Raw genomic sequence first — 19,090 nt, 5'->3', positions numbered from 1 at the left:
ACTTTTATTTTTATTTTATGAAACTAATCGTCTTTCCATTTCGTATTACCAATTAGAAACGAACATAGGAGATGTGAACATGACAGGTATATTAACAACTACGATTCTTACTTTTATTCTCTATATCATAATTGCTGTTTACTTTATTTTTAAAAATCAGCAACAGCGGAAAACGACAATCAAAGCTGCTGGATTTACGTTTATTAGTCTTTTCATTATTACAGCAATCATCGTCTATATTTTCATGCCTACCATCACCATTCCAAATATGTCGATTGCAAACTTAATTGTCGCTTTCATTGGAACACTTGGTTTATATGGATTGACGATGAGCAAACCACTTACAAAAGCAAGTCGTCCAATCGATGTGGTTTCATCTGGAATCATTGTATTAGCAGTCATCGCAGTTCCGACATTTTTTATCCTTGGAATTTCTGCTTTAGATAATAGCTATGAGTCCATTAAAAAAGAAGAAATGGAAGAAGCAAAGCCACTCGATAAAGATGCTACACCAATTGTTGTATCTCCAGAATCTGCACGTAACAAGGTTCAAAAAGCAATGAGTGTTGTTCCAAATACCCAGTTTTATGATCTAGGTAAATTACAGGTACAAATGGTAAATGACGATATCGTATTCATTGCTCCAGTTGAATTTAGTGGTTTCTGGCGATATTTCCGCGGTAAAGAAACAGAAGGATATTTTACCATATCTGCTACAGATATCAATGCCCAACCGAAATTTATTGAAAGTAAAATGAAGTATACGAATTCCAGCTACTTTCAACATAATATCCAACGAACGATTTATGGGGAATATCCAGCTTATATTCAAAGTGGCAGCGCACAAATCGAGGTAGATGAGGAAGGGAAACCATGGTATGTACAGACGTTGTATAAACCAATTGGCCTTACAAATAAACCAAACATGTCAAAGCTGCATGTCGCAGTTGTTGACCCGGTAACAAGTGATGTATCCCTTTATACAACAGAAGATGCACCTGATTTTATCGATGGTTCGATTAGTTCTGAAATGGCTTCTGATCAAAATGAGTATTTCGGAAAATACGTGCATGGCTGGCTGAACTCTATTTTTGGAAAACGGGATGTAAAAATACCAAACGAATCTGGAACGGAAAGTAATGTAACACCTATTTTTGATGAACAAGGAAACATGCATTATTTTACAGATATGTCCTCTCCTAAAGAGAATATTGATTCTGCTTTAGGCTACACATTAATCAATGCTCGTACAGGTGAATTAGTGTATTACAATGGAGAAAAAAATAATGGAATCATGGATAGTAAAGGTGCAAGAGAAATCGTTGATAAAGAATTCCCAGAGAAAAACTGGAAAGGCTCCATGCCGATTTTGTATAATATTGACGGAAATCCAACCTGGGTAGTCAATGTACTAGATCCGAATGGATTATTTAAACAATATGCCTACATTAAGGCCGCTGATTCCGATTTTGTTGTTTTCGGTGATACTGCAAAACAGACACTAGATGCCTATCGAATTGCACTTGCACAGGATCCCAGTAATGTGGAATCTACCGGTGAAGCAGCAGGACATGAAAGCGTCAGTGGTGAGATTGAACGTGTTGTTATTACAACCCAAACAACTGGACAACTGATTCAATTTTTATTAACAAATGACACAACCATTTACACATTGAGCTCAACTAAGGCTCCTTTAGCGGTCTTTTTACAACAAGGGGATCATGTTCAGCTAGAAGCAAATAAATTGGATAACGGTACTGCCATTGTCGAAGCTATTGAAATCGATGGCTTACAATAGAAAACAGGGTGCCCCGATTTTTTCGGGTACACCCTGTTTTGTTTACTTTTATAACGTCACTTGAAATTATCATGCATGAACAGATAGTAATACCCCACTGAATGACGTTGCACTTTATTGATTCTCCATTTCCTCAATTAATACGGAGAGTTCCTCCCAGCGTTCCATTTTCTTTTCAAGTGCTGCCTCAGTTTCTTGCTGGTCCTCATATAATTTCTGTATTTTTTCCGAGTCACTTCCGGCATCGATAATGGCCTGCTGCAATGCTTCAACCTTTTCCTCTAACGCCATTATTTGATCTTCAATTTTTTCCCATTCCCGCTGGTCATTGTAGGAAAGTTTTTTCTTTTGCTTCTTCGGCTTTTCAATTGCCTTTTCAGTCTTCTGCGCTATGCTTATATCGAAATGACGTTGTTCTAAATACGCACTGTAATTCCCTTGGAAGCGTTCTGTCCTTCCATGTCCCTTAAAGACAAGCAAACGGTCAGTAACACGATCTAAAAAGTAGCGATCATGGGATACGGTAATGACGACACCAGGAAAATGATCCAAATATTCTTCCAGAACACTAAGTGTCTGTGTATCTAAATCATTTGTCGGCTCATCCAAAAAGAGTACATTCGGCTCTGTCATAAGCACTTTCAATAAATAAAGCCTGCGTTTTTCCCCGCCAGATAATTTCCGAATATAGTTATATTGTTCTGAACGGGAAAATAAAAAGCGTTCCAGCATTTGCTCAGCAGTTATGACTTGACCGTCCTTTGTATGGATGACTTCTGCAACCTCTTTAATATAATCAATCATCCGCATACTTCCATCTAGTTCCTCATCACCCTGCGTATAGTAGCCGATTTTTACCGTCTCACCGATTTCAATTTCACCTTCATCCGGTTCGACTCGATCCGCCATTATATTAAGCAAAGTAGATTTTCCAGAGCCGTTGGCACCAATAATACCGAGGCGCTCCCCTGGAATTACGAGATAACTGAAATCACGCAAGAGCGTTTTACCATCATAGGTCTTCCCAATGGATTTCAGCTCAATTACCTTTTTACCTAATCGTGTAGAACCTACTTGAAACGCTAGATGGTCTTTTTTCGTATCAAATGTTTCCTTTTTCATTTCTTCTGCGCGTTCAATTCGTGCTTTTTGTTTTGTTGATCTTGCTTTTGCTCCACGTTTTAGCCATTCTAATTCACGACGTAATGTATTCTGGTGTTTCTGCTCATTACTAACTTCAAGCGCTTCTCGCTCTGCTTTCTTTTCCAGAAATATTTCATAATTTCCTTCGTATATATACAAATTTCCTTTATCTAACTCGTAGATTCGATTCGTTACCCGATTTAGGAAATAACGGTCATGTGTCACAAGGAGAAGAGATCCTTTATAGGACTGTAAGTATTTTTCGAGCCATTCTACCGTTTCATTATCCAAATGGTTGGTTGGCTCATCTAGTATCAGTAAGTCAGCTGGCTGAATAAGCGCCTTTGCGATAGCAACACGCTTTTGTTGTCCACCCGAAAGCTCGGTGACTTTTTTGCCAAAATCTGTTATCCCAAGCTTCGTTAATATTGTTTTAGCTGCAGTGTTCGCTTCCCATGCTTCCGCTTCATCCATCTTCTGCTGGAGTTTTAGCAACTCCTGTTGATAGGTGCTATTCTCAGCATCCTCCTGCAGCTTGAGTAATGCAGCTTCATATGCCCGCATCAACTTCATAATCGTCGACCCGCCGTAATAAATCTGGTCAATAACAGTTAGGTTAGGATCAAGAATTGGATCCTGTGCCAAATACTCAATTCGGTAATCTTTTGCATGTTTCAAATTTCCTTTTTCGGGTGATTCTATTCCAGCAATCACTTTCAAAAAGCTTGATTTCCCTGTTCCATTTACACCAATCAGTCCAATTCGCTCTTTGTCAGTAATTGTACAGCTGATGTCATTAAAAAGAACTTTATCACCATAAGATTTATGTAAATTTTCAATAATAAGCATTGTTTAACCTTCCTCACGCTTTTCAATTATAGTTCGCGTTTTCATGTTATCGTCATTTTCTTTTCCGTATCAACTGCTTTATCCAAGCTTTTACAATTATAACGATTAAAAATAAAAGCCATGATGTCACTAAATAAAAAATAAGTTTAGCTCCTTCATTCATTTCTGAAAAAAAGGTGGCCATTCCGATCCATATCGCTCCAATCATGACGAGCTGTCCAAGTAATAGTTTTATGATAATCTCCCCCGACTTTCTTTACTAGTCTATGTAATAGTTTAGCGTACTGGCGCTTAATTTTCCATTTATAAAAACAGACTGCTCTATTCCTTACCAAGCTCCTCATTATTTATGTTATAAAACAGGAAAGGAAATCGGGCTTAGTGCCGATTTCCTCAATTCATTTTTTCGTATTCAGTAATCATTTGTTCATAATTCAAAGGCCCATACACGCGTTGCCCAATAATTCCTTTTGTATCAATCATATAGGTTGTAGGGATTGGGCTTATTCTGTATAACCTGGATACTTGCCCTTCCTCATCCATTAATACCGGAAAGGTTAGACCATATGTTTCAATAAACTCATTTACCGTCTTTTTATTCATTTCCATGTTTGTTAAATTAACCGCAAGCACCACAGCATCTTTGTCTTGGTAGAATCGTTCCAAATCAGGCATCTCTTCTCGACATGGCGGACACCAAGACGCCCAGAAATTAAGTAATACGCGCTTTCCCTTAAAGTCAGATAGCTGAACAGTCTCACCATCACTTGTAATCAATTTAAAGTCAGGCGCCTTCTGACCAACTTCAGTACCAATATCTTCTGCTGCAACCAATCCTATAGTTGAAAAGAAAACTCCGATAAACAGTAGTGCTGAAACGATTCGTTTCATCCTGTTATCACCACCCATAAGTAATCATCTTAGTTTCCCTCGTTAGCCAATATCCATGCATGCTTATCGATAATTTTCACCCATTTGATATATAATATATGTAGTGTAATAAGAAACGTGTTCTACAGAAGGAGAGAATTTATGGTACTGCAAAAGGGAAAATACAATTGTATTACAGATGTAGGCGATGTGAAGGTCGGACATGTCACACTCTATGAGAAAATCGATGATCACGATACGATATGTACTGGGGTAACCGCTATTCTTCCTCATTCAGGCAATTTATTCAAGAAAAAAACACATGCTGCAAACGCAGTAATAAATGGTTTTGGAAAAACAACTGGTCTCGTACAGCTTGATGAGCTTGGATTATTAGAGTCACCCATCATGCTAACAAATACCCTTAGTGTTGGTTCTGTTATGCAAGGAACTTTACAATACATGCTTGAAGAGAATGAGGACATTGGTGTAAGTACAGGGACCATTAACCTTGTTGTCGGCGAATGTAATGATGGCTACTTGAATTCCATTCGGCTTCAAGCAGTAAAACCAGAACACGCGATTCAGGCAATTAAAAAGGCGAGCACAGAACCTGTCCAAGAAGGTGCTGTTGGCGCTGGAAAAGGTATGGCATGCTTTGAATATAAAGGCGGAATCGGCACCGCTTCTCGTATCATTTCAGCAGGCAAGGAAAATTATACCGTCGGATGTCTGGTATTAAGTAATTTTGGCAAACGGGAGCAAGCACTATTTGCCAATTGGAATAAAGCCAGTCTGGACACTCCTGATGGTTCGATTATGATTATAATTGCCACAGATGCACCACTTTATGATCGACAGTTAAAACGACTAGCCAGTCGTTCTGCAGTTGGACTAGGTCGAACAGGAAGTACCATAGACCACGGGAGCGGCGACATCGCCATTGCTTTTTCTACCGCAGCAACATTTGAACACAACTCAGATCATACTATTGGATCAATCTCCTTTATTCGAGATGACCATCCAGCAATGGGTCAGCTGTTCCAAGGCGTTATTGAAGCAACAGAAGAAGCAATTATGAATTCTCTAAAACACGCGGAAACTACTGTGGGAAGAAGAGGTAGAATGCTCAAAAAAGCGCCATTGTAGAAAGGGAGGAGAGCATTTTGCTCTACTCCCTTTCCCATTGCTTAGCGTACTATAAAATTTGAATACTTTGGGTAACTAGTTACCCAAAACAGCCACGTCCAGCTCCAGCGCTAAAGCTGTAGCGAGACTTCCCTCACCTCCGTACGATAAAGAAGACTTGCCGATTGGCTGCGCCAGAGGCTTAGTCGCACTTATACCCTTGTGGTGAAAGTCAACATCGACTCCAAGTAAAAGGATGGCCGACTAAAATCAGGCTAAAGCCTAACATCGGCATACCCCTTACAGGGGCATGTTTCCTTTTAGATGAACTTGACTTTTCGCCCATAACGGCGAAAGTCATAGTTCATCTTATACTTTGGAGTGAATCTCCTGCGTAAGAATGTTCGACAAGTCGAACCACCCCAAAGTACGGGGCGCAGTCCGTACGTCGCTTACCGGACGCTTCCACTTTTGTTCTTTTACTTCGACTTCTTCAAAAATGATTTTGGCACATCTGCTTGGAACAGCAGTAATTGTCCAGTAGTTGGATGTTGAAATGATAATACTTTCGCATGGAGACCTAATCTTCCAATCACATTATGTTTAGACCCGTATTTTTTATCGCCAACAATCGGATGTCCAAGATCCTCCATATGGACACGTATTTGATTTTTACGGCCAGTCTCTAATTTTACTTCAAGCAATGAAAAATCCTCATTGGATTGCATTACTTTATAACGCGTTATTGCAAGCTGCCCATCATTTTTAATAGGACTAGAATAGACTCTATGCGCCTTACTTTCCTTAAGCCAGGATGAAATATAGCCGTCCTGCTTCGTTACTTCTCCTTCAACTAATGCAACATACGTACGTTCCTTAACCACCCGTTTCCAATTATTTTGTAAGGTTTGTTTTACTTCTTTTTGCTTGGCAAACAGCATTACGCCGGATGTACCTTTGTCTAAACGGTGCACAACAAATATTCGATTATCTGGGTCTTCCTGTCTTACATATTCCATCAGCTGGTGGTAAGCTGTTTGCTTTTTTTCCTTTTCTGTTGCAATCGCAAGCAGTCCTGCTTCCTTATTGATAACAATAACGGCATCATCCTCATACAAGATAGACATGCCTATTAATACATTCTGCTTAATCGCAGCTTTATTTTTTAAAATCGTAACTTTTTGTCCAGGATGCAAGGCATAATTGTACTTCGTTTCAATATGATCATCAACCGTTACCTGACCACGGGCAAGTATTGATTTAACGGAATTGCGACTACGATTTGACATGACCTTTATTAAAAAAGGTAATAATTCACTTGCCTCTTCTACTTTAAATTGAAGTGACTTTGGTTGCTGTTTATTTTTTGAATGATATTTACTAGCCATATGATAAACTCCTCTATAGTTGAATAGCAGTTATATTAGAGAACTTAGCATTCTCAGAGCCTTTAGCGAATGCCTAAGTTGCACTTATGCAGAAAGAAATATGCAGACTGCCAAAAAAGTGTTAAGTATATGCTACACTTTCCTTCAATAAAGTCTAGCATATACTTAACACTAATTGAAATTTGCCATTTTTTTAATCTTCATCTTTCACATCTATATCTTCTGGTATTGGTTCGTTTAGATATTCTTGAATCATTTTTTTGTACTTTTCTACTTGTTCAAAATGTGTTGTAAACTGTTCTTTATTAATTAAATACTGCTCCCCATCATGAATTGCACGTATACGTCCTTGCATAACCAGCGCTGTAACACTTGAGGGATTCATTGCTATATATTCCGCGGTTTCCTCGATTGTTAGGTACATGAAATTACGCGCCTAACACATCTCGAAATTCTGGAGTATTTTCGATTTTATTTTTCGCATAAGGACATAACGGTGTTATCTTTCTGTTTTTTTCACGGGCAAACAAAACGACCTGCTCTACTAATTTTCCAGCAATACCTTGACCACGTAATTCATCTGAAACATATGTATGATCAATTACAATTTTCGAATCTCCAATTTGCACAAACGTAATTTCTGCAAGTGGTTCTTTTATATTGTCTCCTACATAAAATTTATTTTCGCCTTTATTAATAGTAGTCATTTTTATCCTCCTCAAATTTACGTCTACCACCCTCTATTATACCTCACTTGTCAAACAATTGTGGTGGAAATAATATCAATCCTATTCAATCCCTTGATGGAGAAAGGAAAATAATCCTTTACATTCACTTTACAGTAACTTAACAATAGATTGTTATACTGAAATAGTAGCAGTCCGAAAGACCTGTTTATCTTTGCGAAAATTAAGGAGGCATCAATTTTGTGAAACGGTTTTACCATCTCTTACTTACTAAAACAAATTTACATGCTAGATTGAGTATATTGTTTTTATCTTTAATCTTTTTATCCGTCACTGCGGTTGGAGTTACTTCATACATACAAGCGAAGCAAATGACAATAACTACGATTGAAGATCGATTAGTTCGCGAAGCTCAATTAATTGGTTACATAGCAGAAAATCTCCACTTTCTCTACGTGAGTGATGAAGATTATTTTATGCAGCAATTGAATTCTAACATTCGTACGCAGCAGAGCCAATTAGAAACCGATGGGATGGAATCGGATTTCTTTTATATTGCTGATAATAGTGTAACACCTTTTCCAGTCAGTGCGGATTCACTGCCAAATATTCCTGATTCTTTGGTTCAAACCATTACAGAATCGCAGGATGGGCAGCTTCAGCGCGTAATTGATGGCGAAACGTACACAATAACTTTCCAACAAATGGACGAAATTAACGGCACCTATGTATTACTTGTGCCGACACAATCATTTATGGCACCTGTTAATAGTATGGGATTTGTATCTATTTTAATTACCGCTACAAGTATTATTCTTTCTACTATATTGATTATCCTTTTTGTTCGTACCTTAACCAAGCCGCTTTCTGTTCTACGAGACACAATGCGGGAAGTTCGTAATGGAAACCTTCAGAATTCGGCAGCAATGAAAACAACAATACCAGAATTTGTATCATTACATAGAAGCTATGATTCCATGATTAACCAGATGACGACCATGTTTAATGAGTTAAAGAAAACTGCAGTTGAATTGTCGCGTACAGGAAAGACACTAGAGCATTCCTCTGATGACGCACTACAATACAGCCATGATTTAACCGAGTCTATTAATGTTGTGAAATTAGGTGCAGAACAAACTGCGAACAGCTCAGAAAGCAGTGTAGCAAGCTTTATTACGATGAAAAACAAAACAGAGGATATCATCACGAATATGGCTATTGTATTTAGCAATTCCAAACGTATGGGGAATACAGCAATTACTGGCGAAAAACATATATCACGATTAATCAATACAACACAAGCTTTTGAAAATGACTTTGAGCATTTAACCAAAACAATTCAGCAAGTAAATGAATACTCGATGTCCATTTCAAATTCAGTAGGACTAATTCAAGGAATTGCAGAACAAACAAAACTATTAGCACTTAATGCAACGATTGAAGCTGCTCGTGCTGGAGAATCTGGTAAAGGTTTTTCCGTTGTCGCCAATGAAGTTGGTAAACTTGCAGAGCAATCTTCCGCAACTGCTGCTAAAATCACTCAATCTATTAGCAATATGGGGAATATTACCTCCAATGCTACTGAAGAATTTAAACAAATGTTAAATAAGATAGGTTTAAATATTACGACAGCAAACGATGCAAAGTTATCATTGGATAATCTTATGAAGGAAATCGCAAAGGTTGAGACAAAACTTCAGGATATGAACGCAGAGCTAGAAAGCTTAAAAAATGAAATTCCTGCTTTAGAATATGCGGCAGATGAATTTGCTTCTGTTTCTCAAGAAACGTTAGCTAGCGCTGAAGAAATGCGCGTAAAAAGTGAACAGCAATACGAACAAATGCAACGTACACATGAGGTGGGGTTAACAATATCTGGATTGTCTAAATCTTTAGAGCGTGTGACAACACAGTTTGAAATAGAATCATCCAATCCATAATAAAACATAGTCGCAAGCGTCCGGCAAGCGAATTACGGTGGAGTGAAGTCTGACTACAGCTGTAGCGCTTCTTGGACGTGGCTGCTCCGGTATCTAAGTTATCAAATGCATGCAAACTTTATAGTTTCCTGCCAATTATAAAAAGCGTGATCGATTCGCACGTAGCGAAACTAATCACGCTTTTTTTGTATACAATATGTGGCTTTCTTCTATCTTATTGTACTTCCATTCGCAAATCACCAGTTTTTGCCCAACCAATTACTTTCAATGCATGATAGACCGAAATAGAGATAATAATCGGTAGGAAGACACCTACTACAAGATACATTATTAATGTTCCTAGTCCTTGATTCGCTATAATATTTAGCGGAGCGATAAAGGAATTTAACCCGAGTCCAGCAAGCTGATATGGAACTTGGAAATCAAATAGAATAATAGCGATTGGTGCACAAATAATTGATGAAAGAAATGGGCCAATTACTAATCGTGGATTCTTCACGATATTGGGTACCTGTACCTTAGGTGTAAGGAATGACTGTGCAATATTTGCTCCAAGTTCATTTTGTCTAAACGACATTGCAGTAAAACCAGCAAATTGTGCCGTACAGCCGATTAATGCAGCAGCACTAGAAACAGGATCAAGCTGGAGTGCAATCGCGATAGCTGCTGAAGAAGCCGGCGACATAAGAAATACACTCCATATAAGGGCAATAACAATCGAACCAACCAATGGTGATCCTCCCACAGAAGTAGCAATCTTTTCACTTAACCATACAAGGACAGGAGTTGTGACCCATGCTAGGAATACACCTGACACGCCCCCAATCATGATTGCAGTAAATGGAATAGCGAGCATATCCAACTTCGTCTTTCCAGTTACTCTTCTACCAACCCATGTTGCGATAACTGCTGCCAAAACGGCACTTACAGGCTGTCCAGTTGTCAGGACCCATCCACCGTCAGCGGCAAGCTGCAGAGCATTCGCGCCAACCGTACTACTTGCCATTGCACTAAAGATAACTAATGTATTTCCACCTAACTGATATGCAATTCCAGCTCCGATAGCTGGGGCAAGCATTAGCTGAGCAGCTGTACCAATTGTTGTAAATCCTGCCCAACCAGTAATGGTTCCAAAAGCTTCAACCAACAAACCAATTCCGAGTGTTACCAACACGGCGTTTGCAAGCCCGATAGAAGCCTTGTACATTCGATCAATGATATATTTCTTCGTTGATTGTTTCATGATGTATATCCCCTTATATTTTATTCAATGTAAAATGATGGACAATTCCGACATTTCAGTGAATGCACTGTCTCCATTGCAGATAGAATGTCTTCGCGAAGTGTCCAAACCCTACCAAACAAATTCTTTTTAACGAATGCCAGTCTATAAGTTAGTCAAATAAATTTGCTGGCTTTTGTTTCCCATAATAATCTCTTTTCACTCGTAATAAATTGTTACTATCATATTACGATTTTTACTTAGAGTCAAAAGTAATTTTATTATGAACATTTAAACAATAGGTCATTTTTGTGACAACGCTATCAACTTGATTGTTTTTGACTGTTTTTGATGTTATTATACTGATTAGGAGGGTGTATATGTTAACTGAGGAACGACATACATTCATATTAAATGAATTAAAACAGGCGAACATTGTTAAAACGCAAGATTTAATGAATTCACTTAACAGTTCAGAGTCTACAATAAGAAGAGATCTGCAACATTTGGAGGAAGCTGGAGAATTAACACGTATCCATGGAGGAGCAAAGCGTATCTATCAATTGGATAGCGAACAGTCAATTCAGGAAAAATCCATCAAAAACAATCAAGAAAAAATAGCCATTGCAAAATTAGCAGCTTCTTTTATTGAAGATAATGACGTGATTTATTTAGATGCCGGAACAACAACATTAGCAATGATTGAATTCATAAATAAGTGGAATATTACTGTAGTAACAAACGGAATCGTACATGCATCCTTACTTACAGATAAAGAAATCAACACCATTTTAATAGGTGGTAAAGTAAAGCCATCAACAAAAGCTATTGTTGGTACTCCAAGTCAAAATGAACTGCAAAAATACCAATTCAATAAATCCTTTCTAGGAATGAATGGAATCGATGCAACATTCGGATGTACAACCCCCGACCCAGAAGAAGCGGCATTAAAAACAATTGCCCATCAGCATTCTGCGACAGCTTATGTTTTAGCAGATTATACAAAATGGGATAAAGTTCACTTCGTAAACGTATGCGGGATCGAAGAAGTTATGTTGATTACGGATTCCTGTCATGAGGACCTTAGACCCTATAAAGCGAAAACAACAATTTGGGAGGCGAATCAATGATTTACACAATTACCTTAAATCCATCCATTGACTATATCGTACAAGTGAAGAATATAGACCTTGGAAAATTGAATAAAATGACGAACGATCTAAAACTCCCTGGAGGCAAAGGTATTAATGTATCTCGAATTTTACAAGAACTTGATGTACATTCAACCGCACTTGGTTTTTTAGGGGGATTTACCGGAGATTTTATTTCCAATTGGTTACAAAAGGACAATATTTCTGCAGATTTCATCCAAATTCAAAATGATACGAGAATTAATATTAAGCTAAAATCAGAGCTTGAAACTGAAATTAATGGGCAAGGACCTGCCATCTCCACTGAAGAAGCCGATGCTCTCTTAAAACAAATCGGTAATATTTCCAGTGAAGATAGTGTTATTTTATCGGGAAGCAAGCCACCTTCTCTCCCAGATAATTACTACCATACATTAATTGATGTGATTACGAAATCCAATGCTGCATTTATTATCGATACTACTGGTGAAGACTTAAAGGCTGCATTGCCTTATAATCCTTTACTCGTTAAACCGAACCTCGAGGAATTGGAAGAGCTATTCGGAACTAAGATAAACACGAAAGAAACTATCCTGCAATATGGCAAGAAATTACTCGAGCTTGGAGCACAGCACGCAATCGTCTCCATGGCTGGTGATGGCGCATTTCTTTTCACAAAAGAAGTCATCTATAAAGGAACAAGTCCAAAAGGAGTTGTTAAGAACTCTGTAGGAGCAGGTGACTCCATGATTGCCGGATTTGTTGGTGAATATATCAAAACAAAGGATGCAGAGCGAGCATTTAAGATGGGGATAGCTTCTGGCAGCGCAACAGCCTTTTCTGATGATCTAGCGAAGCGAAACGATATTCTCGCTTTAGTTGATCAAGTAAAAATTTCCCCTGTGTAAAAATTTAAATAAAGGATGATAACCTTGAAAACAACCGAATTATTAAGAAAAGATATTATGATTATGGACTTGCAGGCAACAACCAAGGAGACAGCAATTGACGAAATGATTCGTAGCCTCCATAAAAATGGCGTTGTCCAGGATGCAGAGGAATTTAAAGAGGCTATATTAAACCGTGAAGCACAATCCTCTACAGGTCTTGGTGATGGCATTGCAATGCCACATGCTAAAACAAAAGCAGTAAATGAACCTGCAGTGCTTTTTGCCAAGAGTACAAAAGGTGTTGAATATGAGTCGCTAGATGGTCAGCCTGCATATTTATTTTTTATGATTGCTGTTCCAGAAGGTGCCAATGATACTCACCTGCAAACACTTGCATCACTTTCCAAATTATTAATTGACCCAGATTTTGTCGGGCAGCTCAAACAAGCAAACTCACCTGATGAAGTTCATCAGCTGTTCAATCAGTCTGAAGAAGATGATACTGAATCCCCAGCGGATACAATGGTTGATACCGATTCAACTAAACCATTTATTGTTGCTGTTACCGCCTGCCCGACTGGAATCGCTCATACGTATATGGCTGAAGATGCTTTAAAGAAAAAAGCAGCTGAAATGAATGTCGACATTCGTGTAGAAACAAATGGCTCGGATGGAGCGAAAAACCGTTTAACCGATGAAGAGATCGCACGTGCAGATGCCGTTATTGTAGCAGCAAGCAAGAAAGTAGAAATGGCTCGGTTCAATGGCAAGCGTGTATTGGAAAGACCGGTAGCAGACGGTATTAAGAAAACAGAAGAACTGATTACCAAAGCAGTGAATCATGATGCAGCTGTTTATCATGCACAAGAGTCTGCTGTCAGTTCTGATAACGAAGAAAAGCAAAAATCATCTGTACTAAACACTGTGTATAAAGATTTAATGAATGGGATATCACATATGCTGCCATTTGTTATTGGTGGTGGTATTCTATTAGCGATTTCCTTCCTATTTGAAAGTATTTTAGGCAGTGACAGTGAAATTTTTCTTTTCCTGAATGAAGTTGGTGGCAATGCATTCAACTTCTTAATCCCAATATTCGCTGGATTTATCGCAATGAGTATCGCAGATCGCCCTGGATTAATGCCAGGTATGGTTGGTGGATTAATTGCTGTTCAAAGTGAAGCTGGGTTTATTGGTGGCTTAGTTGCTGGTTTCTTAGCTGGATATATCGTTGTACTTTTAAAAAGAGGTTTACGCGGCTTACCACGAGCATTGGATGGTTTAAAGCCAATCTTGCTTTACCCTGTTTTAGGTCTATTTTTCACTGGCCTTCTTATGTATTTTGTGTTTGGCCCAATTTTTGCCGGTCTTAACCATGTGATGGTTGAATTTTTACAAAACCTTGGAACAGGAAATGCAGTTATTCTTGGAGCATTACTTGGTGGCATGATGGCTATCGATATGGGTGGCCCATTTAACAAAGCTGCGTATGCATTTTCGATTGGTATTTTCACGGACACTGGAGATGGCAGCCTGATGGCAGCAGTTATGGCTGGAGGAATGGTGCCACCACTTGCCATTGCGCTTGCTTCAACATTTTTTAAAAACAAGTTTAATGAAAATGAACGCAAATCAGGTGTCACGAACTATGTGATGGGAATTTCCTTTATTACGGAAGGTGCGATTCCATTCGCTGCTGCAGATCCATTACGCGTAATCGGATCCTCGGTTCTAGGAGCAGCAATCGCTGGTGGTTTAACGCAATTCTGGAATAGTGCTATCCCAGCACCACATGGAGGAATTTTCGTAATTCCTTTAGCAGAGAATCCTTTATTCTTCCTGCTTTCCCTTGCCATTGGTACTGTTGTATCAGCTGTATTGCTTGGCTTATGGAAAAAGCCAGCTGTTGGTCAAGGAAAATAAACTTTAATAAAAAGCCAGCATCCACTTATAAGGATGCCGGTTTTTTTTGCGATTTAATATTTAAATACCATCGTTACAATCTGGTATCCTGCACCAATGGTCCAGAATAATAAATAATCTCCGCGTTTAATTTTGCCGGATTTAACGCCTTCATGCAGAACAATAAATGGACTACTAGTGCCTGTGTAACCAAATTGATCTCCTACGTAAACAATCTGATCATCATGAATATTGAATTTTTCTTGAATCTCTAGAATTGTTGCAAGTGAAAATTGCGAGAGGCAATATATTCCGATATCCGCTTTCGTTAGGTTATTTCTTTCAAAGATTGTTTCGAAGGATTCCTCAACATGTTTCATACTTTCACTTCCATCAAAAGGTATCCATTTAATATATTTGCCTTGAGCCACCCCTCGTAGTGTATTCGACAATCCCTTTTCTGGATAAACAATATTATTTCTGCTTTTCGAATCTACTGCATAAACTGAGTCGATGAAGCCTGTATCTTCTTCTGTCGTCTCTAAAATTACCGCAGCAGCAGCATCACCATAGTTAGAATATGTAATTTCATCTTCTGGATCACAGAGAAGTGAGTTATAATCTGAACCTACAATGAGGGCAGTTTTTACGTTTGGATTTGCTTTCATATAACGTGATGCCTGTTCAACCGCTGCTGTCATTCCTGCACAGTTTGCATTCGAGTCCAGTACAATCGTGTGCTCATCTCCTTCAATGGCATTGTGCAGAAATAATGCATTCGTTGGAAATGTATATTCTGGTGTTTGTGTAGAGAAGACAAGCATATCAATATCTTTTCCTGACATTCCCGCTTTTTCCAGTACCGTTTTACTTGCCTCAATCGCCATCGTAAGTGCATTCTCATCATTGTTTTTAATGATATAGCGATCTTTCCTTCCCATATGTTGGACAAATCGTCTGATATCTTTGCCTTGCTTTTGGAAATGATCGAGGTAAAATTCATTATTCACTGATGTTTGTGGATGATAAATTCCTACTTCCTTTATTCTGATATTCATAAGATGTAAAACCCCTTCTTCTATATCTGATTCATGATAATTGCTCAATCTAAAAGAACAAGATTTTTAACGAAACCTTGTTCTTCTTCTCGTTTCATTCAGTTTTAGTCTGACGTAACTTCTACGTTTGTTAACCCTGTGTTTCTAGCAAGTCTGTTAAATTGCATTTTTAAAACTACATTATCCTGCACCTTGAAAATTACCTTGTTAAATCCAGATTCTTTGTATAAACCGAAGCATGCTTCTAAATGGGGAACCATATCTGCCGAAACAACTTGCATCGACGTACAATCGAATTCAAGCGTGTATTCTGCTGGGTTAATCGAGTTTACAGCTTTATGATAATCATCTACAAAGCTTTGCGCATCTTCTGGTACAAATGTCCCACTAACCATACAATCTATTATTTTTTTTGCTCGATTTAATTTTACATAATATTTTTCTTCCAATTCCAAAACTCCTGACATTATAAGCTTAATCGAACATTTGACAGTTGAGGAAAATTTTACTACCTGCCAAAGACGACAAGAATTAGTATAGCAAAATGAAGGTCTATTGTCACCTTTTAATAGACTTATGAAGTCCTAATTAACTATCCTTTTGTACCTATATAAAGGAGTTAGTGCAATGCTTGGTATTAACCTACATCTATAGAGTTTGAGAAAAAACCCCAGCTAACTAACAGCAACTCGATAGCTTTTGGCAACTCCTCTTCAGGTATTCCTGCAAAGCCAAGAATTATTTTTGGATCACCACGATAACGTTTTTCCATCGAATAAAAGGATAAGCCATACACTTTCAAATCTGCTTCTGTTGCTCGATGGATAAGCTCTTTTTCATCCATCCCATTTTTCACAGCAAGAACGATATGAAGTCCTGAATGTTCTCCAATTACTTGCAGCTTCTCTTGGTAAGGCTTTAACATCTCTAATGTCTTCTCTAATTTCCTGCGATAAATTTTTCGCATGCGATTTAAATGCTTTTCAAAATCTCCGTTTTTCATAAATTGTGTTAAGATATGCTGATCAATCCTTGAAACGGAACAATGATAAAATGATAGCTTGTTTTTGTATTTTTGCAGCAACAGCTTAGGGAGCACCATATAGCTAATACGAAGTGAGGGGATGAGCGATTTGGAAAAGCTCCCTAAATAGATTACTCTTCCCGCCTGGTCCATCCCCTGTAACGAAGGGATTGATTTCCCGCTGTAACGAAATTCACTATCATAGTCGTCCTCAATAATATAACGATCTACTGCAGCTGCTGCCCAATTTAAAAGCTTAACTCTGCGATTCACAGACAATACAGATCCATATGGAAAATGATGCGATGGCGTTACATAGACAACATTCATTTGTTTATTTTCGATTGTGCTCACGTCCACTCCTTCATCATCAACTTCAAGTGGATGTACTTCATTTGGATAGTTGCTTAATATTCGAGAAATCACATGATAACCAGGGTCCTCCACACCATAGACTGTCTGGTGCTTAAATAATAGGACAAGCTGTTGCAATAAAAATTCGCTCCCTGCACCGATAAAAATCTCTTCTGGAGCACATTTTACACCTCGGGCATGATATAAATAGTGCGCAATTTCCCGGCGGAGCTCAAATTCCCCCTGGGAATCACCTAACAGAAGCAAGGAATGGTTTTGCATATCCATGGAGTTTTTTGCATACTTCCTCCACTTGGAAAATGGAAAATTTTCCGTATCCACCCAGCTTGGGTGAAAATTATAAATCACAGTTTCCTCTTCTTTTTCATCCTCTGCTGAAGCTTCTGCCTGATGCACATATTCTAAGTCGGCATACGCCAATACAAAATATCCCTTCCTCGGTATACCATCCACATACCCTTCTGCAACTAATTGCTCATAAGCGGTTTCAACTGTATTTTGACTAACCTTTAGAAACTCAGCAAGCTTCCGTTTTGAAGGCAGCTTGCTTCCATATTCCAGACGCCCATCTATAATTTCTGTTTTGATAAATATATATAATTGTTCATATAAAGGGACATCACTCGTTCGGTTTAAATGGCAGGACAGCATATCCATAATTTTTAGCACTCCTTTTTTCTGACCCTATCATTTTTATAAAAACTGACACTTTTAATACAGCCACATACTTTTTATAATAAACTAAATTCTGAAAAAAACAACATAGAAAGTGAGTGGTAAAAATGGAAAAATTATTAGGCACTGAAACGGTAAAACGAGGGATGGCGCAAATGCAAAAGGGCGGCGTCATTATGGATGTTGTTAATGCGGAACAAGCGAAAATTGCAGAGGCTTCAGGTGCGGTTGCTGTTATGGCATTAGAAAGAGTACCATCCGATATTCGTGCTGCTGGTGGAGTTGCTCGAATGGCTGATCCTCGCATCGTTGAAGAAGTAATGAATGCTGTATCGATTCCTGTCATGGCGAAAGCACGTATCGGGCATATTGTAGAAGCTCGTGTTTTAGAAGCAATGGGAGTAGATTATATTGATGAAAGTGAAGTATTAACGCCTGCGGATGAAGAATTCCACCTGCTGAAAAACGCATATACAGTACCATTTGTCTGTGGCTGCCGTGATTTAGGGGAAGCTGCACGCAGAATTGGGGAAGGTGCTGCCATGCTTCGTACAAAAGGTGAACCTGGAACAGGGAATATCGTTGAAGCAGTTCGTCATATGCGTCAAGTAAATGCACAGGTCCGCAAAGTAACCTTAATGAACGATGATGAGCTTATGACAGAGGCAAAAATCCTTGGTGCCCCTTATGAAATATTAAAACAAATTAAGGAAGCAGGAAAGTTACCAGTTGTTAATTTTGCTGCCGGTGGGGTTGCTACACCAGCTGATGCTGCATTAATGATGGAATTAGGTGCAGATGGCGTATTCGTAGGATCCGGGGTCTTCAAATCAGAAAACCCAGAGAAGTTCGCAAATGCCATTGTACAAGCAACGACCTATTACAATGATTATGACCTAATTGGTAAGCTTTCCCAAGAGCTTGGAAGTGCAATGAAAGGAATCGATATTGCTACACTTGCTGCTGAAGAGAGAATGCAAGAAAGGTAAGCTTCTTAAGAAAGGATGAAAGT

At 38.5% G+C, this 19,090-nt stretch carries 16 protein-coding genes; 7 read left to right on the top strand and 9 right to left on the bottom strand.

What is annotated here, in order from left to right; all coding sequences use genetic code 11:
* Window positions 1-79: 79 nt before the first annotated feature.
* Window positions 80-1,798 carry a DNA-binding protein gene (locus MHH64_RS08355; protein ID WP_340003060.1) on the top strand — a complete coding sequence of 573 codons (1,719 nt, stop codon included), beginning with the start codon at window positions 80-82 and terminating at the stop codon, window positions 1,796-1,798.
* 114 nt (window positions 1,799-1,912) lie between these two features.
* On the opposite strand, the gene MHH64_RS08350 is transcribed toward MHH64_RS08355, so the two are convergent.
* Together MHH64_RS08350 and MHH64_RS08345 are read right to left on the bottom strand one after the other, a co-directional pair.
* Window positions 1,913-3,790, bottom strand: coding sequence for an ABC-F family ATP-binding cassette domain-containing protein (locus MHH64_RS08350; RefSeq protein WP_340003059.1), 1,878 nt, complete (start codon window positions 3,788-3,790; stop codon window positions 1,913-1,915).
* Between the two features lie 393 nt (window positions 3,791-4,183).
* The gene (locus MHH64_RS08345; protein ID WP_095313716.1) at window positions 4,184-4,681 is read right to left on the bottom strand and encodes a TlpA disulfide reductase family protein; all 498 of its coding nucleotides are present in this window, start codon (window positions 4,679-4,681) and stop codon (window positions 4,184-4,186) included.
* Between the two features lie 141 nt (window positions 4,682-4,822).
* Between MHH64_RS08345 and MHH64_RS08340 the strand changes: the two genes are divergently transcribed.
* Window positions 4,823-5,809: a P1 family peptidase gene (locus MHH64_RS08340; RefSeq protein WP_095313705.1), complete on the top strand. Its 987-nt coding sequence runs from the start codon at window positions 4,823-4,825 to the stop codon at window positions 5,807-5,809.
* Between the two features lie 458 nt (window positions 5,810-6,267).
* Here the strand turns inward: MHH64_RS08340 and MHH64_RS08335 are convergent, their stop codons facing one another.
* The 3 genes from MHH64_RS08335 to MHH64_RS08325 all read right to left on the bottom strand — a co-directional run bounded on the left by MHH64_RS08335 (window position 6,268) and on the right by MHH64_RS08325 (window position 7,883).
* Window positions 6,268-7,176: an RluA family pseudouridine synthase gene (locus tag MHH64_RS08335; protein ID WP_095313718.1), complete on the bottom strand. Its 909-nt coding sequence runs from the start codon at window positions 7,174-7,176 to the stop codon at window positions 6,268-6,270.
* A 193-nt stretch (window positions 7,177-7,369) separates the two neighbouring features.
* Window positions 7,370-7,600 carry an excisionase family DNA-binding protein gene (locus MHH64_RS08330; RefSeq protein WP_095313720.1) on the bottom strand — a complete coding sequence of 77 codons (231 nt, stop codon included), beginning with the start codon at window positions 7,598-7,600 and terminating at the stop codon, window positions 7,370-7,372.
* A 4-nt stretch (window positions 7,601-7,604) separates the two neighbouring features.
* Window positions 7,605-7,883 carry a GNAT family N-acetyltransferase gene (locus tag MHH64_RS08325; protein ID WP_095313722.1) on the bottom strand — a complete coding sequence of 93 codons (279 nt, stop codon included), beginning with the start codon at window positions 7,881-7,883 and terminating at the stop codon, window positions 7,605-7,607.
* 221 nt (window positions 7,884-8,104) lie between these two features.
* Between MHH64_RS08325 and MHH64_RS08320 the strand changes: the two genes are divergently transcribed.
* Window positions 8,105-9,802 carry a methyl-accepting chemotaxis protein gene (locus MHH64_RS08320; protein WP_340003058.1) on the top strand — a complete coding sequence of 566 codons (1,698 nt, stop codon included), beginning with the start codon at window positions 8,105-8,107 and terminating at the stop codon, window positions 9,800-9,802.
* A gap of 214 nt (window positions 9,803-10,016) precedes the next feature.
* Here MHH64_RS08320 and MHH64_RS08315 read toward each other — a convergent pair whose 3' ends face one another.
* Window positions 10,017-11,045 (bottom strand): PTS sugar transporter subunit IIC, encoded by a 1,029-nt coding sequence (locus tag MHH64_RS08315; RefSeq protein ID WP_303447653.1) that lies wholly within the window; start codon window positions 11,043-11,045, stop codon window positions 10,017-10,019.
* A gap of 359 nt (window positions 11,046-11,404) precedes the next feature.
* On the opposite strand from MHH64_RS08315, the gene MHH64_RS08310 reads away from it, so the two are divergent.
* The 3 genes from MHH64_RS08310 to MHH64_RS08300 are packed head-to-tail and all read left to right on the top strand — an operon-like array spanning window position 11,405 to window position 14,967.
* On the top strand, window positions 11,405-12,154 hold the full coding sequence (locus MHH64_RS08310) for a DeoR/GlpR family DNA-binding transcription regulator (RefSeq protein WP_340003057.1): 750 nt from the start codon (window positions 11,405-11,407) through the stop codon (window positions 12,152-12,154).
* Window positions 12,151-13,062 (top strand): 1-phosphofructokinase, encoded by a 912-nt coding sequence (gene pfkB, locus MHH64_RS08305; protein ID WP_340003056.1) that lies wholly within the window; start codon window positions 12,151-12,153, stop codon window positions 13,060-13,062. Before MHH64_RS08310 ends, pfkB begins: the two co-directional genes overlap by 4 nt.
* Window positions 13,063-13,086: 24 nt before the next feature.
* Window positions 13,087-14,967 (top strand): fructose-specific PTS transporter subunit EIIC, encoded by a 1,881-nt coding sequence (locus tag MHH64_RS08300; protein ID WP_340003055.1) that lies wholly within the window; start codon window positions 13,087-13,089, stop codon window positions 14,965-14,967.
* 53 nt (window positions 14,968-15,020) lie between these two features.
* Here the strand turns inward: MHH64_RS08300 and MHH64_RS08295 are convergent, their stop codons facing one another.
* The 3 genes from MHH64_RS08295 to MHH64_RS08285 form a co-directional block, all read right to left on the bottom strand.
* Complete coding sequence (locus MHH64_RS08295; RefSeq protein WP_340003054.1) at window positions 15,021-16,004, bottom strand: 3-oxoacyl-ACP synthase III family protein; 984 nt, start codon at window positions 16,002-16,004, stop codon at window positions 15,021-15,023.
* Between the two features lie 104 nt (window positions 16,005-16,108).
* The gene (locus MHH64_RS08290) at window positions 16,109-16,453 is read right to left on the bottom strand and encodes a hypothetical protein (RefSeq protein ID WP_205127000.1); all 345 of its coding nucleotides are present in this window, start codon (window positions 16,451-16,453) and stop codon (window positions 16,109-16,111) included.
* Window positions 16,454-16,641: 188 nt separating this feature from the next.
* On the bottom strand, window positions 16,642-18,060 hold the full coding sequence (locus tag MHH64_RS08285) for a PLP-dependent aminotransferase family protein (RefSeq protein WP_340003053.1): 1,419 nt from the start codon (window positions 18,058-18,060) through the stop codon (window positions 16,642-16,644).
* A 125-nt stretch (window positions 18,061-18,185) separates the two neighbouring features.
* Here MHH64_RS08285 and pdxS point away from each other — a divergent pair, with 125 nt between their 5' ends.
* Window positions 18,186-19,067, top strand: a complete 882-nt coding sequence (gene pdxS / locus MHH64_RS08280; RefSeq protein WP_340003052.1) for a pyridoxal 5'-phosphate synthase lyase subunit PdxS — start codon at window positions 18,186-18,188, stop codon at window positions 19,065-19,067.
* Window positions 19,068-19,090 lie beyond the last annotated feature (23 nt).

The organism is Oceanobacillus sp. FSL K6-0127, from assembly GCF_037983385.1.
GTDB lineage: Bacteria > Bacillota > Bacilli > Bacillales > Amphibacillaceae > Oceanobacillus > Oceanobacillus profundus.
This window is presented reverse-complemented; position numbering and strand designations above follow the sequence as displayed.

What these genes read in the sequence shown, in the direction of transcription:
- MHH64_RS08355 (WP_340003060.1), top strand. Translation starts at nt 80, where the DNA reads ATGACAGGTATATTAACAACTACGATTCTTACTTTTATTCTCTATATC.
- MHH64_RS08350 (WP_340003059.1), bottom strand. Translation starts at nt 3,790, where the DNA reads ATGCTTATTATTGAAAATTTACATAAATCTTATGGTGATAAAGTTCTT.
- MHH64_RS08345 (WP_095313716.1), bottom strand. Translation starts at nt 4,681, where the DNA reads ATGAAACGAATCGTTTCAGCACTACTGTTTATCGGAGTTTTCTTTTCA.
- MHH64_RS08340 (WP_095313705.1), top strand. Translation starts at nt 4,823, where the DNA reads ATGGTACTGCAAAAGGGAAAATACAATTGTATTACAGATGTAGGCGAT.
- MHH64_RS08335 (WP_095313718.1), bottom strand. Translation starts at nt 7,176, where the DNA reads ATGGCTAGTAAATATCATTCAAAAAATAAACAGCAACCAAAGTCACTT.
- MHH64_RS08330 (WP_095313720.1), bottom strand. Translation starts at nt 7,600, where the DNA reads ATGTACCTAACAATCGAGGAAACCGCGGAATATATAGCAATGAATCCC.
- MHH64_RS08325 (WP_095313722.1), bottom strand. Translation starts at nt 7,883, where the DNA reads ATGACTACTATTAATAAAGGCGAAAATAAATTTTATGTAGGAGACAAT.
- MHH64_RS08315 (WP_303447653.1), bottom strand. Translation starts at nt 11,045, where the DNA reads ATGAAACAATCAACGAAGAAATATATCATTGATCGAATGTACAAGGCT.
- MHH64_RS08310 (WP_340003057.1), top strand. Translation starts at nt 11,405, where the DNA reads ATGTTAACTGAGGAACGACATACATTCATATTAAATGAATTAAAACAG.
- pfkB (WP_340003056.1), top strand. Translation starts at nt 12,151, where the DNA reads ATGATTTACACAATTACCTTAAATCCATCCATTGACTATATCGTACAA.
- MHH64_RS08295 (WP_340003054.1), bottom strand. Translation starts at nt 16,004, where the DNA reads ATGAATATCAGAATAAAGGAAGTAGGAATTTATCATCCACAAACATCA.
- MHH64_RS08285 (WP_340003053.1), bottom strand. Translation starts at nt 18,060, where the DNA reads ATGGATATGCTGTCCTGCCATTTAAACCGAACGAGTGATGTCCCTTTA.
- pdxS (WP_340003052.1), top strand. Translation starts at nt 18,186, where the DNA reads ATGGAAAAATTATTAGGCACTGAAACGGTAAAACGAGGGATGGCGCAA.